The sequence below is a fragment of the Promicromonospora panici genome, from assembly GCF_900608595.1.
Lineage (GTDB): Bacteria > Actinomycetota > Actinomycetes > Actinomycetales > Cellulomonadaceae > Promicromonospora > Promicromonospora panici.
In genome coordinates this window covers 104,528-118,377 of the sequence record NZ_UWYY01000007.1, presented here as the reverse complement: position 1 = coordinate 118,377, position 13,850 = coordinate 104,528, and the positions used below count along the sequence as shown (strand labels likewise).

At 71.3% G+C, this 13,850-nt stretch carries 14 protein-coding genes and 1 pseudogene; 7 read left to right on the top strand and 8 right to left on the bottom strand.

Annotated elements, in window-relative coordinates; all coding sequences use genetic code 11:
- Positions 1-170 precede the first annotated feature (170 nt).
- From EW117_RS09725 to EW117_RS09710, 4 genes are all read right to left on the bottom strand, one after another.
- Positions 171-848, bottom strand: a complete 678-nt coding sequence (locus EW117_RS09725) for a Crp/Fnr family transcriptional regulator (protein ID WP_116677089.1) — start codon at positions 846-848, stop codon at positions 171-173.
- Between the two features lie 239 nt (positions 849-1,087).
- Positions 1,088-2,203 carry a bifunctional 2-methylcitrate synthase/citrate synthase gene (locus EW117_RS09720; RefSeq protein ID WP_129786118.1) on the bottom strand — a complete coding sequence of 372 codons (1,116 nt, stop codon included), beginning with the start codon at positions 2,201-2,203 and terminating at the stop codon, positions 1,088-1,090.
- A gap of 31 nt (positions 2,204-2,234) precedes the next feature.
- Positions 2,235-3,140, bottom strand: coding sequence for a methylisocitrate lyase (gene prpB / locus EW117_RS09715; protein WP_129786116.1), 906 nt, complete (start codon positions 3,138-3,140; stop codon positions 2,235-2,237).
- On the bottom strand, positions 3,140-4,672 hold the full coding sequence (locus EW117_RS09710; protein ID WP_129786114.1) for an MmgE/PrpD family protein: 1,533 nt from the start codon (positions 4,670-4,672) through the stop codon (positions 3,140-3,142). Before EW117_RS09710 ends, prpB begins: the two co-directional genes overlap by 1 nt.
- Before the next feature lie 144 nt (positions 4,673-4,816).
- On the opposite strand from EW117_RS09710, the gene nth reads away from it, so the two are divergent.
- On the top strand, positions 4,817-5,590 hold the full coding sequence (gene nth, locus EW117_RS09705) for an endonuclease III (protein ID WP_129786112.1): 774 nt from the start codon (positions 4,817-4,819) through the stop codon (positions 5,588-5,590).
- Here the strand turns inward: nth and EW117_RS09700 are convergent.
- Both EW117_RS09700 and EW117_RS09695 read right to left on the bottom strand, forming a co-directional pair.
- Positions 5,573-6,547: an alpha/beta fold hydrolase gene (locus EW117_RS09700; RefSeq protein ID WP_129786110.1), complete on the bottom strand. Its 975-nt coding sequence runs from the start codon at positions 6,545-6,547 to the stop codon at positions 5,573-5,575. The two genes, nth and EW117_RS09700, sit on opposite strands and share 18 nt — an antisense overlap.
- 218 nt (positions 6,548-6,765) lie before the next feature.
- Positions 6,766-7,458: pseudogene (locus EW117_RS09695) on the bottom strand (winged helix-turn-helix transcriptional regulator); the annotation flags it as partial.
- Positions 7,459-7,766: 308 nt separating this feature from the next.
- On the opposite strand from EW117_RS09695, the gene EW117_RS09690 reads away from it, so the two are divergent.
- Positions 7,767-8,486, top strand: coding sequence for a hypothetical protein (locus EW117_RS09690; RefSeq protein WP_242504198.1), 720 nt, complete (start codon positions 7,767-7,769; stop codon positions 8,484-8,486).
- A gap of 27 nt (positions 8,487-8,513) precedes the next feature.
- On the opposite strand, the gene EW117_RS09685 is transcribed toward EW117_RS09690, so the two are convergent.
- Positions 8,514-9,119: a YceI family protein gene (locus EW117_RS09685; protein ID WP_129786104.1), complete on the bottom strand. Its 606-nt coding sequence runs from the start codon at positions 9,117-9,119 to the stop codon at positions 8,514-8,516.
- 273 nt (positions 9,120-9,392) lie between these two features.
- Between EW117_RS09685 and EW117_RS09680 the strand changes: the two genes are divergently transcribed.
- Together EW117_RS09680 and EW117_RS09675 are read left to right on the top strand one after the other, a co-directional pair.
- Positions 9,393-9,842: a TlpA family protein disulfide reductase gene (locus EW117_RS09680; RefSeq protein WP_129786102.1), complete on the top strand. Its 450-nt coding sequence runs from the start codon at positions 9,393-9,395 to the stop codon at positions 9,840-9,842.
- Positions 9,839-10,279: a DUF4395 domain-containing protein gene (locus tag EW117_RS09675; RefSeq protein ID WP_129786100.1), complete on the top strand. Its 441-nt coding sequence runs from the start codon at positions 9,839-9,841 to the stop codon at positions 10,277-10,279. The genes EW117_RS09680 and EW117_RS09675 overlap by 4 nt, the downstream gene beginning before the upstream one ends.
- 4 nt (positions 10,280-10,283) lie before the next feature.
- Here EW117_RS09675 and EW117_RS09670 read toward each other — a convergent pair whose 3' ends face one another.
- Positions 10,284-10,643 (bottom strand): DsrE family protein, encoded by a 360-nt coding sequence (locus EW117_RS09670; protein WP_129786098.1) that lies wholly within the window; start codon positions 10,641-10,643, stop codon positions 10,284-10,286.
- A 152-nt stretch (positions 10,644-10,795) separates the two neighbouring features.
- On the opposite strand from EW117_RS09670, the gene EW117_RS09665 reads away from it, so the two are divergent.
- The 3 genes from EW117_RS09665 (at position 10,796) to EW117_RS09655 (ending at position 13,842) form a co-directional block, all read left to right on the top strand.
- Positions 10,796-11,419 carry a heme-binding beta-barrel domain-containing protein gene (locus tag EW117_RS09665; protein WP_129786096.1) on the top strand — a complete coding sequence of 208 codons (624 nt, stop codon included), beginning with the start codon at positions 10,796-10,798 and terminating at the stop codon, positions 11,417-11,419.
- A gap of 52 nt (positions 11,420-11,471) precedes the next feature.
- Positions 11,472-12,623, top strand: a complete 1,152-nt coding sequence (gene ygfZ / locus EW117_RS09660; RefSeq protein ID WP_129786094.1) for a CAF17-like 4Fe-4S cluster assembly/insertion protein YgfZ — start codon at positions 11,472-11,474, stop codon at positions 12,621-12,623.
- Positions 12,624-12,726: 103 nt separating this feature from the next.
- Complete coding sequence (locus EW117_RS09655) at positions 12,727-13,842, top strand: FUSC family protein (RefSeq protein ID WP_340641079.1); 1,116 nt, start codon at positions 12,727-12,729, stop codon at positions 13,840-13,842.
- Positions 13,843-13,850: the final 8 nt, after the last annotated feature.

Genomic DNA, 13,850 nt, shown 5'->3' with positions numbered 1-13,850 from the left:
GGCGGCCGCAGCCCTGATCTTCGGGCTCGTCTTCCCCTTCACCGGACTGCCCTGACCCGAGCCCATTCACGCAGCCGCGCATCATCGGCAGAAAGTCAGGTGTCCGGCAGTCCGAGCTGCCGATCACCTGACTTTCTGCCGACTTCAATCCTCGGTCTCGACCGCGCGACTCAGCGCGCCCGTCGCTCCAGCCGATCAAGATCCAGCAGCACCACAGCCCGCCCCTCGCGCCGTACCCATCCTCGGGTCGCGAAGTCGGCAAGCGCCTTGTTCACGGTCTCGCGCGAGGCGCCGACGAGCTGCGCCAGCTCCTCCTGCGTGAGGTCGTGGGCCACACGGATGCCGTCGTCGTTGGGCTCGCCGAAGCGGGTCGACAGGTCCAGCAGGGCCTTGGCCACCCGCCCCGGGACGTCGGAGAACACGAGGTCCGCGAGCGTCTCGTTCGTGCGGCGCAGCCGGCGCGCCAGCGCGCCGAGCAGCTGGGTGGCGACACCCGGGTGGTCGGCGATCCAGCGCACGAGCGACTCGTGACGCAGCTCGTAGACCACGGAGTCCGACACGGACGAGGCGGACGCGGTGCGGGGACCCGGGTCGAACAGGGAGAGCTCCCCGAACATCTCGCCCGGGCCCAGGATCGAGAGCAGGTTCTCGCGGCCATCACTCGACCGGCGACCCAGCTTGATCTTGCCCTGCGCGATGACATACAGCCGGTCACCCGGTTCGCCCTCGCGGAAGAGCACGTCACCCCGGACCAGCTCCACGGGCACCATGGACTCGAAGAGCGCGCGTGTCTCCTCGCCTTCCATGTCCGCGAAGAGGGGGGCAGAGAGTACGACTTCGTCGTCCACCAGTGGTGTCCTCACGTGTCGGGGACTTTCGTCCATAATCTTTTCCACCTCTCAGTCTGCCTCAATGTCACGAGATTGCCGGGTCATCGGTCTCTCTCGTGGCGTCCGCGTGGCGTGCAGCCCGACCAGATGGTCCGCATCGTGCGAGAAATCAGCTTTGCCCGGTGCGTAGTCGGACGCCCGTCCATAAATCCTAGGGGTGTCACCTGGGAGTTCGGAACGGGCGTCCGGATTTGCCGTCAGGGGACCTCGCGCTGCTCCGGTCCCGTGTACTCGCACACCGGCCGGATCAGCGAGTTGTCCGCCCGCTGCTCCATGATGTGCGCCGTCCAGCCCGTGATGCGGGAGGCCACGAACAGCGGCGTGAAGATGTTCGTGTCGAAGCCCATCAGGTGGTACGCCGGGCCGGCCGGGTAGTCCAGGTTCGGCTTGATGTTCTTGCGGCTTCCCATGGCGTTCTCGAGGGTGTCGTACAGGTCGAGCACCTCGGTCTGCCCGAAGTGTTCGGCCAGGTCACCGAGCACGGACCGCATGGTCGGCACGCGCGAGTCGCCGTGCTTGTAGACCCGGTGGCCGAACCCCATGATCTTCTTCTTGTTCGCCAGCGCGTCCTCGAGCCACGCCTCGGCCTTGTCGGCCGAGCCGATCTCCTCGAACGTGGCCTGCACCGCCTCGTTGGCCCCGCCGTGCAGCGGGCCCTTGAGCGCGCCGATGGCGCCCGTGACCGCCGAGTGCAGGTCGGCGAGCGTCGAGGTGATGACGCGCGCCGTGAACGTGGACGCGTTGAACGAGTGCTCCGCGTACAGCACCATCGAGGCCTCGAAAGCCTGCACGACGGCGGGCTCCGCCTCCTTGCCGAAGGTCATCCACAGGAAGTTCGCGGAGTAGCCGAGGTCCTCGCGCGGGTGCACGAGCTCCTGGCCGTGCCGACGGCGCTGGTCCAGCGCGACGACGGCGGGCAGGACCGCCCACAGCCGCAGCGACTTGGCGAGCTCCGCCTCGACGGAGGAGTCCTCGGCCTGCGGGTCGTGAGCCCCCAGGATCGAGACCGCGGTGCGGCACACGTCCATGGGGTGGCAGTCGGTGGGCAGCTCGAGGATGGCGTCGCGGACGTTGTCCGGCAGCTCGCGGTGCACGCGCTCGGTCGCGGTCTGCTCGGTGAGCTGCGCGGGCGTCGGCAGCTCGCCGTGCCACAGCAGGTAGGCGACCTCCTCGAAGCTCTTCTTCGCCGCCAGCTCCTGCACCGGATAGCCCCGGTACAGGAGCGAGTTGGTCTCGGGGTTGACCTTCGAGATCGCCGACGTGTCGGCGACGACGCCGGCCAGACCCTTGCGGATCTCCGTGGTCTCGGGCATTGGCACTCCTTCGTGTCCTGGCATGACGGGGTCAGGGCTTGTAGGTGAAGACGTTCGAGTCGAAGTGGTTGTAGGCCGCGTAGTCGGTGAGCTCGTAGAGCCGCGCCCGCGTCTGCATCTCCGGAACCAGCGCGTCCTGAGTGCCCGACGCCGAGATCTGGTCCAGCGCCCGCTCGGCGGCACCCATCGCGATGCGCAGCAGGGTGACGGGGTAGATCACGAGCTGCGCCCCGGCGTCGTGCAGCTGCTTGGCGGTGAACAGCTCGGACTTGCCGAACTCGGTCATGTTGGCCAGCACGGGGACGTCGAGGGCTGAGGCGACCGCCTCGAACTCCGAAAGGTCCTTCATCGCCTCGGGGAAGATCGCGTCCGCCCCGGCATCGGCCAGGGCCTTGGCGCGGTCGATCGCGAGCCGCAGGCCGCGCTCGCCAGACTCCGTGCCGCGCACGTCGGTGCGCGCCATGATGAGGAAGTCGGGGTCGCGGCGGCCGTCGACGGCGGCCCGGATGCGGCGGACCGCGTCGTCGAGCCCGACGACCTCCTTGCCGTCCAGGTGACCGCACCGCTTGGGGTTGACCTGGTCCTCGATGTGGATGCCGGCCACGCCGGCGTCCTCCATGGTCTGGACCGTGCGGGCGACGTTCATGGGCTCGCCGAACCCGGTGTCGGCGTCGGCGAGCACGGGCAGGTCGGTGACGCGGGCGATCTGCCCGGCCCGGCCGGCCACCTCGGTCAGGGTGGTCAGGCCGATGTCGGGGAGGCCGAGGTCGGCAGAGAGCACGGCGCCGGAGACGTAGACGCCGTCGAAGCCCTTGTCCTGGATCAGCTTCGCGCTGAGCGGGTTGAACGCGCCCGGCAGCCGCAGGATCTCCGGCCCGGCGAGGGCCTCGCGGAACGCGCGGCGCTTGGCCGCGGGGGTGAGCTTCGAGTAGAGCATCAGCGCGTCCCCAGCTCGAACAGGCCCGACGGCGCCGCCACGGCGTCCAGCACACCCGGCGCCGCGACGATGGTGAGCTCGCGGACCTCGGCGGGTGTGAGCTCGGGCAGCCGCTCGGCCAGGCCGAGGAAGCGCTCGATCTCGGCGTCCTCCAGGACACCGGCGGCCAGGGTGCGGAACTTGGCGACGTAGTTCGCGCGGGCGAACGGGCGGGCGCCCAGCGGATGGGCGTCGGCGACGGCGATCTCGCGGGTCACCTTCTCTCCGCTGGTCAGCGTGATCTCGACGCGGCCGCCGAACGCCTTCTCGGCCGGGTCGGTCGAGTGGTAGCGGCGCGTCCACTCCGGGTCCTCGGCCGTGGTGACCTTGTGCCACAGCTCGACCGTGTCCTGGCGCTGCGCGCGCTCGGGCGCGTAGGAGTCGACGTGGTGCCAGCCGCCGTCCTGCAGCGCAACCGTGAAGATGTAGGGCACCGAGTGGTCGAGGGTCTCGCGTGACGCCGTCGGGTCGTACTTCTGCGGGTCGTTCGCGCCCGAGCCGATCACGTAGTGCGTGTGGTGGCTCGTGTGCAGCACGATGCGCTCGATGTTCGCCGGGTCGCGCAGCTCGGGGCGCTCGTTGCCGAGCGCGCGGGCCATGTCGATGATGGCCTGCGCCTGGTACTCCGCGGAGTGCTCCTTGGTGTACGTGTCGAGGATGCCGGTCCGCGGCTCGCCGTTTGCCGGCAGTGTCACGGAGTAGGCGGCGTCAGGCCCGTCGAGGAGCCAGGCGACGACGCCGTCCTCACCCTCGTAGATGGGCTCGGGGGAGGTCTGGCCGCGCATGGCGCGGTCCACCGCCTCGATCGCGAGCTTGCCGGCGAAGGCCGGCGCGTGCGCCTTCCACGTGGAGATCTGGCCCTTGCGGCTCTGCCGCGTGGCCGTGGTGGTGTGCAGGGCCTGGCCGATCGCCTGGAACACCGTCTCGGTGTCCAGCCCGAGCAGCGTGCCGATGCCCGCAGCGGCCGACGGGCCGAGGTGCGCCACATGGTCGATCTTGTGCTTGTGCAGGCTGATCGTGCGGACCAGGTCCACCTGGATCTCGTAGCCGGTCACGATGCCGCGGACCAGGTCCCGGCCGGTGCGGCCCGCGTGCTGCGCCACCGCGAGGATCGGCGGGATGTTGTCGCCCGGGTGGGAGTACTCGGCGGCGAGGAAGGTGTCGTGGAAATCGAGCTCACGCACGGCGACGCCGTTGGCCCACGCGGCCCACTCGGGGCTGCTCGTCGTCTCGGGGGCGAGGCCGAACACGGTGGATCCGGGCCGGTACGGGTGCGCCTGCGCCTGCGAGCGGGCGGCGACGGCGGGCCCGCGGGTCAGGCTGGCAGCGGCGACGGAGGCGTTGTCGATCACGCGGTTGATCACCATGTCGGTGACCTCGGCGGTGGGTTCGACGGTGTCCGTCGCGAGCTCCGCGAGCTTCCAGGCGAGCTGGTCGGTGCGCTTCAGCGGCTCGGCGGACGGGTAGACGCGCAGATGGTGCGTGTACGGCATGGTGACTCTTCCTCGATTCACGTGGACCGTCGTGGGGTCCAAGGGCCTCGACCTTCTCATACTCGGCGTACTAGGTACACGGCGCGAAATGTGACGGCGGATTCCCACCGGCGGGATGTCAGTGGGGATCGTTAGTGTGGCGACGTGACCTCAGTCAGTGAGCGCGAACCCGAGAAGGCTGCCAAGAATGCGCCGGAGAGCAACCTGGCGCTCGTGCGCCGGGCACGGCGGATCAACCGCGAGCTCGCGGAGACCTATCCGGACGCCCGGGCCGAGCTGGACTTCACGACGCCGCTGGAGCTGCTGATCGCGACGGTCCTCAGCGCGCAGACCACCGACGTCCGCGTCAACGCGACCACGCCCGAGCTGTTCGTGATGTACCCGGACGCCCAGGCGTACGCGGAGGCGAACCCGGAAGAGCTCGAGGAGATCCTGCGGCCGCTGGGCTTCTTCCGGGCCAAGGCGAAGGCGGTGATCGGGCTGGGCAAGGCGCTCGTCGAGCGGTTCGACGGCGAGGTCCCCGGCCGGCTGAAGGACCTGGTGACCCTGCCTGGGGTAGGGCGCAAGACGGCGAACGTGGTGCTCGGCAACGCGTTCGGCGTCCCGGGGCTGACCGTGGACACGCATTTCGGCCGGGTGGCGCGCCGGCTGGGCTTCACCGCCGAGGAAGACCCGGTGAAGGTCGAGACCGAAGTGGGGAAGCTGTTCCCGAAGAAGGACTGGACCATGCTCAGCCACCACCTCGTGTGGCACGGGCGCCGGGTGTGCGTCTCCCGCAACCCGGCGTGCGGGGCCTGCAGCATCTCGCACCTGTGCCCGTCGTACGGGGCGGGCGAGACCGACCCCGGCAAGGCGGCGAAGCTGGTGCGACCGGCACCGGACCGCTCGCCGACGGCGGGCCTACCCCTCGTCAGATGACTTCGGCGCGGGGGATACGCGGGACAGCCAGGTCAGGAGGATCTGGTTGACCTCGTCCGGGGCCTCCTCCGGCAGGTAGTGGCCGGCGCCCGGGATCAGCTCGTAGCTCAGGTCCGGTGCGAGGGCGATCGCATCGAGGTCGGCGCGCTCGGGGCGGACGAACCCGTCCCGGCCGCCCTGCAGCTGCAGCGCGGGAACGTCGAGCGGACGGCGCAGCGCGGTGCCGAAGCGGCGTCCGTCCATCCGGGGCGTGGACCGCACGGCCCAGCGCAGCGCCTCGGCGGCGGAGTGGGCGGCGAACGGGATGCGCATGACGCTCTTGTACAGCTCGACCGCGTCGTCGGGCAGCGGGGTGGCCGCGCCCAGCGCGAGGGTGTGCTGCACGAGGTCGCCCCGGGCCAGCGCACGTTCCGGCAGTGTCGGGAGCTGCAGGTACGCGAGCTCACGCAGGGCCGCCGTCGTGAACGCGGCCCGGCTGCGCAGCCGCACGCGGGCGGGGTGCGGGCTCGCCAGGACGGCGACTGCCGACGTCGTGCCGGGGTGCAGGGCAGCCATGGCCCAGGCGATGGTGCCGCCCGTTCCGTGCCCCACGACCACCGCGCGCTCGCGCCCCAGGGAGCGCACGACGCCCGCGACGTCCGCCGCCCGGGCCGGAACCGCGTAGCCCGACGGCGGCTTGTCCGAACCGCCCGCACCGCGCACGTCCATCGCGGCGACGCGGTAGCCGGCGTCGGCGAGCGCGGGGATCTGCGCGCGCCACGCCCACCAGAACTGTGGGTACCCGTGCAGCAGGAGCACCAGGGGAGCGGAGCGGCTCTCGGGACCGGCGACCGCCACGTGGAAGCGGGAACCACCCGACGAGACGAACTCGTGCCGCCACGGCCCTTCGACCAGGGCGCATGTGTAGTCACTGGTGGCTGCCGTGCGTACGGCCGGTCTGGCCGAGAGTGCGGTCACAGGTAAGAACCTACGCGCTCCCGGTTGGGTCCGCGCGGTACCGCGGGCCCGGCCTGCGCGCCGCCTCAATGGCCCGTCTGCGCGACCCGCTTCCCCGCGGGACCCGCGTTGGGGTCGTCAGTGGGGTTCGTGTCCGACGCCGAGGCGGCGGCTGCCGAGGTGTCGGCGGAGCCGCCCGGCAGGACCGCGGCCGCCGCGGGTGCGGGCGGCATCGGAGGCTCCTCGACCGGACGCTGCTCCTTGGGCGGGTCGAACCGGTAGCCGACGTTGCGCACCGTGCCGATGAGCTGCTCGTGCTCCGGCCCCAGCTTGGCCCGGAGCCGCCGTACGTGAACGTCCACGGTCCGGGTGCCGCCGTAGTAGTCGTAGCCCCAGACCTCCTGCAGGAGCTGGGCGCGGGTGAACACGCGGCCCGGGTGCTGCACCAGGTACTTGAGGAGCTCGAACTCCTTGTAGGTGAGGTCGATGGGGCGGCCGCGGAGCCGGGCGGTGTACCCGCCGGCGTCGATCGCGAGCTCGCCCGCGGAGATCTCCTGCTGCGACTCCTCCGCGGGGCCGCGCGCCGAGCGCTCCACCACCAGGCGCAGGCGGGCCTCGACCTCGGCCGGCGACGCCGACTCCAGCAGCAGGTCGTCCGCGCCCCACTCGTGGGTGACCACCGTGAGGCCGCCCTCCGTGAGGATCAGTACGAGCGGCACGGTGAGCCCCGTGGCGTGCAGCAGGCGGCACGTCGTGCGGGCAGCGACCAGGTCGCGGCGAGCGTCCAGCAGGACGACGTCCGCATCTGGGGCGTCGACGAGTGCCGAGGGCTCCATCGGGAGCACCCGCACCCGATGGGACAACAGTCCCAGTGCGGGCAGTACCTCGGCAGACCCGCCGGTGGCGGGTGTGAGGATCAACAGCTCTGCCATTGACGCACCTCCTCTCGGAACCGGCGTCTTGCAACCGTCCCTGGCTCGGGTCTCGCTGTCACGAGACGTCCCGTCGCGTCCAACTGGCTTTGCGGAAGTCTGCCCTGTTGCTTGTTGCGTGCATGTTACACGCCCTTTTCCTGGACACCACCATGCTGCTCAGCCCCCGTGACACTCACATGACGCGAGTGTTGCTCGTCTCTCTCCTGCCCCGGAATCAGCCGCGAAAGGGCTGCTGAAGGGCTGCGATTGAAGGAACATGGACAGACTCTGGAAAACTCTGGATCGTGTCCGTCTCCACTCGCGCCGTGACGACTGCTGCCCTCGCGGCCCTCGTCGCCGCCGCGTCCTACGTCCAGCCCCGGCCGCTGCCCCTCGTGGCGGCGGTGGTGGTCCTGGTGATACTCGTCGCGCTGGGCTGGCCGTCGCTGCTGCGGCTCCCGGCGGCGGGGAGCACGCGCGTGGTCGTGGCGCTCTGCGGTATCGGCGGCACGGCTGCCACCTACTTCACTCAGGGCGAGCCGGTGCTGCGGCACCTGCCGACGGTCCTGGGCGGGGCGGTGCTGCTCTCGTTCATCGCGCAGATGCTGCGGCGTGACGGGCGGCCCCAGCTCACCGAGTCCGTGTCGGGCACGGTCGCGGGGGTGGTCGCCGCGATCGTCACCTCGGGCTGGATCGCAGCCGCCCGGTCCGACGCCGGGGCCGCACTTGTCGTGACGAGCGCCGTGGCGCTGGCGGTCGCGGCAGCCGTGTCCGCGCTGCCGGTACGGGGCTGGGTGGCGCTGGGCATCTCCGCGGTCGCCGCCGTCGTGGTGGGTGGCGCGGTGGGGACGCTGCTGCCGAACATCGACACCGTGAGCGGCCTGTGGTGCGGGCTCGTCGCGGGCATCGTCGTGGGTGCGCTGCACCTGCTGCTGGAACGGTTGCCGGCGCGCGGAGCGCGGCTGGCCGGGCTCGCGGCGAGCGCGCTGCCCGTGGCGGTGTGCGGCATCTTCGTGTTCGTCGTGGGCCGCATGGTCATCCTCTGACGCGACCACGACGCCGTCCGGCCCGGGTCAGGACTGGCGGATCATCTCGCCGGCGATCTCGATCCGGACCTTCTTGGCGACCAGGACGCCGCCCGCCTCGAGCGCGACGTTCCAGAGCAGGCCCCACTCCTCGCGGTCGATGTCGCAGCTGCCGTGGAAGCCGAAGATGTCCTGGCCGTAGGGGTCGTGGCCCACTCCGCCGAACTCGCACTCGAGCGTGACCGGGCGCGTGACGCCGCGCACCGTGAGCAGGCCGTCCATCACGAACTTCGTGAACGAGCCGTCGGGCTGCTGTGGGTCGTGCGGACGCCGGCCCGCGGTGCCGGCCTTGAGCCGGGCCCAGGAGAAGATGGGGTCCACCTGCGTCTGCATCCGGAAGCCGGTGCTGCGGAACTCGATGGTGGGGTGGTTCTCGACGTCGAGGAAGTCCGGGCCGGACAGGTGAGTGTCGCGGTCCACCACATGCGTGTTGATGGACGCCGCCTGGATGGTGCAGCTGACCCGCGACAGGAGGGGGTCGTCGCCGACGACGACCGTCGCCTCACCCTCGGCGAACTCGCCGCGCACCGGGCTGACCATCATGTGCATGGCGAGAAAGCCGAGCCGCTTGTGGTTCTGGTCGAGTGTGTACATACCGGCGGCCGGAATGGTGATGCCATTCCAGGTGCGAGTTGGCAAAACTTCCATCTTAGCAAATTCTCCCATATATGCGGATGCATCAACGCTACCACCGGGACGGCATGGACTTGGTAGACATTTCGGCACGAGAAATACTGCTCGGGTCGGTGGTCCTGTCAAGGAAGTCACCCGTCCCGGTCAGCGAGGAAGCCGGCCGCCCGCGGTGTGACGGGCGTCATTGCAGGTGAGGACTTGTCTGGACGAGCAACTCACGGCATCGTGGGTTAAATGTTGGGACAGGTGATAGCGCTGGTCGTGCTCGTGCTGGGTACTGCCGCGCTCGGAGTGTGGTGGTCAGCACGTCAGGGTGCTGTGCGCGCGCCCCGGGAAACGCCGGCCGGAATCGATTGGGTGGGGTCAGGGGTCGCGCTCGCCGACCGGGTGACGTTCGTCCAGTTCTCGGCCGAGGTGTGTGCCGCGTGCCGGTCCACCTCCCGCGTGCTCGGGGGCCTCACGGGGTCGAGCGCCGACGTCGGGCACCGTGAGCTGCTCGTGGACGACCACCTCGACCTCGTTCGCGCCCTGGGCGTGCTGCGCACACCCACGGTGCTCGTCGTCGACGGCGGCGGGCGCGAGGTGGCCCGCATGAGCGGCGTCGTCTCCGACACACAGGCACGTCAGGCACTGAACCGGGTCCCCACTGCGGTGGCCGAAGCGGACGGGGAAGGGCAGTCATGAACATGAGCAAGGGGATCGACCCGCGCGGACCGCGCGTGGGGGCAAGCATCACTGCGGTGCTGCTTGCGGCCGTAGTGCTGCTCGGCGCGAGCACCGCCGGCCTGTGGCTGCTGACGTTCATCATGCTGAGCTTCCTGCTCGGCACGCTGCGTGGCTCCGAGGGCTCGTGGCAGGGCCTGCTGTTCAAGAAATTCATCCGCCCGCGCCTGGGCCCGCCCGCCGAGATGGAGGACCGGCGCCCGCCGCGCTTCGCGCAGGCAGTCGGCCTATTCGTCACGGCGGTGGGCGTGATCCTCGGCTTCTTCGGGGTGCTCCCGGCGGTGCCGATCGCGGCGGCTGTGGCGTTCGTCGCCGCGGCGCTGAACGCAGTCATCGGGCTGTGCCTCGGGTGCGAGCTGTACCTGCTGATGCGCCGAACGGGCCTGGTCCGGGCCTGACGGGTCAGTACACGAGCGCCTGGGCGCCGTCCCGCAGGATCTCCTCCGTGAAGAGGGCCGAGCCCGCTATGCGGATGCCCGGGAGCACGTCCGCCTCGGTGATGTCCCGGCGTGCGGCGCACTGGGTGCAGAGCGTGACGGTCCCGGCGGTCAGGACGACGTCCAGCAGGTCGGGCAGCGGCGTCGCGTGCTCCAGTGCGAGGCCCGCCGCCCGGCCGGGCAGCGCGAACCAGGCCGACTCGCCGGTGAGCCAGAGGCTCACCTCGGCCCCGGACGCTACGGCGGCCGACGCGACGGTGAATGCCTGGTTGGTGGCCTCGGGCCGGTCCAGGCCTGCAGTGGTCTTGATCACGAGCTGGCGCATGCCGCTGACTGTATGCCGTGGACCGTTAGGATCGACAGCATGTCGATCCATGCCCTTGAGCTCATCTTCACCGGCCTCATCGTTGCCGTGGCCGTCGCTGTCGCCTGGTTCGCCGGCTACGTCGTCTACAAGCTGTACACCGGCCAGCGCTGATGACGTTCACCTTCCCTGACGGCCTCTCGCCCGAGGTATATCCGCTGGCCTGGCTGGTGGGCCGATGGCGCGGTGAGGGTGTGATCGAGTACCCGACCATCGGCAAGAAGACGTTCGTGCAGGACCTCGTCTTCGACCACGACGGCGGGCCGTACCTGCGGTTCGAGTCCACCCTGCGGGTGCTCGACGGCGCCGTCCCGGACAAGCTGCCCGACCCCGGCGAGTGGCCGGCCCCCGTGCCGGACCCGACGGAGTCCGAGGCCGAGCTCGCGGAGGCTGCCGGGGCTCCCGACGTCGCCGCCACCGGCACCGTCTGGTCCACCGAGACCGGCTACTGGCGGGTCTCCACCGACCGCCCCGACGGGCTCGAGGACGACAAGCACGCGCTCGAGGTACTCGTGGCCGACGCCTCCGGGCGGATCACGGTCTACATCGGCGCCGCGGGCAACGGGCGGATCGACCTGGCGTCGGACGCGATCGCGCGGACGTCGACGGCGTCCGAGGTGCGGGCGTCGAAGCGGCTGTACGGCCTGGTCCAGGGCCGCCTGCTGTGGGTGGAGGAGCTCGCCGCGTTCGGTGAGCCGCTGCGCTCGTACGCGTCGGCGGAGCTGGACCGGCAGTAACGACGCGGGCGGGAATGCCTCGCCCGCCCCCAACGCTGCACCTGAGGTGAGCATGGATTACGAGAGCCCCCTGTTGAGCCGGCGCGGCGCGGTCGCCGCCTCCGGCCCCGACGCCGGCGTCGCCTGGCACTACGGTGACCCGACGGCCGAGCAGCGCGCGCTGTCGCGCGGCGGTGCCGTGGTCGATCAGTCGCACCTCGGGATCGTGCGGGTCGCCGGCCCGGACCGGCTGAGCTGGCTGCACTCGATCACGTCGCAGCAGCTGGAGGGCCTGGCCCCCCGAACCAGCACGGAGCTGCTCGTCCTCTCGCCGCAGGGCCACGTCGAGCACGCCGCCGGCGTCGTCGACGACGGCGAGGCCACGTGGCTGATCACCGAGCGTGAGTCGGCGCCAGGCCTGGTCGGCTGGCTCGACCGGATGAAGTTCATGCTCCGCGTCGAGATCACCGACGCCACGGACGACTGGGCGGCGATCGGCGAGCCCGTCGCCGCCGACGGCATCGAGGGCGAGCCGGTGACCTGGCACGACGCCTGGCCGAACGTGCTCGGCGGAGGCACGCGGTACGGGCCGCCCGAGTCCGAGCACCCGGGTGCGGCGCGCCCGTGGCGGCTCGTGCTGGTGCCTCGCGCGGACCTGGAGGCCGAGGTCGCGGCGCGGGAGGCAGCCGGCTGGCCGCTCGCCGGTACCTGGGCCACGGAGGCCCTCCGCGTCGAGGCGTGGCGCCCCCGGTACGCGCGCGAGGTCGACGAGCGCACGATCCCGCACGAGCTGGACTGGCTGCGCACCGCCGTCCACATCAACAAGGGCTGCTACCGCGGCCAGGAGACAGTCGCGCGTGTGCACAACCTCGGCCGGCCGCCGCGCCGACTGGTGATGCTGCACCTCGACGGCTCGCAGCACCTGCTCCCCGAGCCGGGAGCAGAGGTGCGCCTCCCGGCGTCGGACGGCGGAGCGGGCAAGGTCGTCGGGACGCTCACCTCGATGGCCCGCCACCACGAGCTGGGGCCGATCGGCCTCGCCGTGCTCAAGCGCAACGTCCCCGAGGAGGCGGAGCTCCTGGTCTCCGGCGAGATCTCGGGCCAGGGCATCGAGGTGACGGCGGCCCAGGAGGTGGTGGTCCCGGGCGACGGCGTATCGGCCGACCGCCCGGAGTCCCACGGCCCCCTCACGAGAGGCCTCCGCGGCCCTACCAGCTTGATCTGACCCAGTCGGTTCATTGAGTGCGGGATCTTCGCCCTTCCGAAATCCGGAAGAGGGCGAAGATCCCGCACTCAACTGAGGCGCGGGCGGATGCGAGGATGCACCCGTGAGCTCACTGCCCGGTCCGGCCGACGAGATGTGGCGCAAGGCCATGCGCACGCTCATGCTGCGCACCCGGTTGCGGCAGGGCTGGACGCGCGCGCGGGCGGGCCTGATCCCGATCGCCCAGGCCTCGCTCGCCGCCGGCGCCGCCTACCTCGTCGCGCGGTACCTGCTGGGACACGAGCAGCCCTTCTTCGCTCCGGTCGCGGCCTGGGTCCTCCTCGGCTTCTCCGCGCAGCGGGACGTACGCCGGGTGTCCGAGATGGCCGTGGGGGTGGCGGTCGGCGTCGGTATGGGTGACCTGATCGTGCACCTCATCGGGTCCGGCTGGTGGCAGCTCTCCCTGGTGCTCTTCATCTCGGCGATCGCCGCCCGGTTCATCGACCGCGGCGCCCTTCTCGTCACGCAGGCGGGCGTGCAGGCGATCATCGTGGTGGGCCTGCCCTCGGTCTCCGGCGGGCCGCTCGGGCGCTGGACGGACGCTCTGATCGGCGGCGCCGTCGCTCTCCTCGTCGCGCTGCTCACGCCCGGCGACACTCGCCGCCGCCCGCGGGCGCTCGCGGAGCGGGCGGTGACCGAGCTCGCCGAGACCCTGGAGACGCTGGCCCGGGGCCTGCGCTCGCGCGACGTGGACGACGTCCGGGCCGCGCTCGTGCGCGGCAGGGCCTCCGAACCGGTGCTCGCCGAGTGGCAGGAGGCCGCCCGCGGAGCGCGCGAGCTGGCCCGGATCTCCGTGGGGCGGGTATACCGCGGGGAGCTCGGCCGGCTGGAGGACCAGGCAGTGCTCGTGGACCGCACCATGCGGTCGGTCCGGGTCCTCGCCCGCCGGGTGCTCCCGGTCGTGGAGGGGGAGCACGACGTCGAGCCGGTGGCCGAGCTCGTCGAGGGGTTCGCGTCGGGTGTGCGGCAGCTGGCGTCCGACGTCGGCTCCGGGGGCGACGGCGCGCGTGGACGAGACGTACTGACCACCGTCGCGTCCCGGGTGGACCCCCGAACCGTCGGCGAGGGCGACTGGCAGGTCCAGTCCCTGGTGATGTTGTTGCGTTCGCCCGTCGTCGACGCGCTCGAGGCCGCTGGGGCGTCCCCGGGCGAGGCGCGCGACGCGCTGCCGGAGCTGTAGGCGTCGCG